An 897-nucleotide genomic window follows, 5' to 3' on the forward strand; every position below is an offset into this window, starting at 1 on the left:
TTCCTGTACGCGATCAACTTCCTGCTCTCCCCGGGCAGCTACCCGCTCAGCGCTCTGCTCGCCCAGCAGGTCTCCGCCTTCGGCATCAACTGGCCTGGGCTGATGGCCCTGGCCGTGATCACCTCGGTGCCGATCCTGGTGCTGTTCGTCTTCACCTACCGGCTACTACGCGAAGGACTCACCCTTGGTGCCGTCAAATGACACATCCCTCCACCAGACCGAACAGGCCGGACCCCCGGCCTTAGCGGGGGCGGGAGGCTATCCGCTCGGGCTGCCGGTCGCGCCCTCTGCCGGGGCACTGGAGCCCCTCGGCCTCTACGACGTGGAGATCACCGGCGGCTTCTGGGGCTCCATGCAGTCCCTGAACCTCGAGCACATCATCCCGCACTGCGAGCACTGGGTCGAGAAGTCCGGCTGGGCCGGGAACTTCGACGCCGCGGTGGAAGGCCGGCTCCCGCAGGACCGCACGGGCATGGTCTTCGCCGACTCCGACGTGTACAAGCTCGTCGAGGCGATGGCCTGGGAGGTGGGCCGCAGCGGCGATGCCGCCATGGAAGCCCGACTGAACGCCCTGGTCGAGCGGATCGCCCGGGCGCAGGAGCCCGACGGCTACCTCAACACCGCCTTCGGCCGGCCCGGCCAGCCTCCCCGCTACAGCGACCTGGAATGGGGGCACGAGCTGTACTGCTACGGCCACCTCATCCAGGCCGCCATCGCCCGCGGCCGCACCCACGGGGAGGACCTCCTCGTCACGATCGCGCGCAGAGCGGCCGACCACGTCTGCGAGGCGTTCGGAGAGGACGGGATCCGACGCGTCGGAGGGCACCCGGAGATCGAACTCGCCCTGGCGGAGTTCGCGCGCTACACCGGGGAGAGGAAGTACCTCGAGCAGGCGCG

The 897-nt window shown here is 69.3% G+C and carries 1 protein-coding gene and 1 pseudogene; both read left to right on the plus strand.

Annotation, left to right across the window (positions count from 1 at the left end):
• A pseudogene (locus tag LK10_RS22205) lies at window positions 1–201 on the plus strand (carbohydrate ABC transporter permease); the annotation flags it as partial.
• The coding region (locus LK10_RS04620; RefSeq protein ID WP_231567600.1) for a beta-L-arabinofuranosidase domain-containing protein at window positions 188–897 on the plus strand (710 nt) is incomplete at its 3' end. The pseudogene LK10_RS22205 and the gene LK10_RS04620, both read left to right, overlap by 14 nt.

The sequence above is a fragment of the Sinomonas humi genome (assembly GCF_000802235.1).
Taxonomy (GTDB): Bacteria; Actinomycetota; Actinomycetes; order Actinomycetales; family Micrococcaceae; genus Sinomonas; species Sinomonas humi.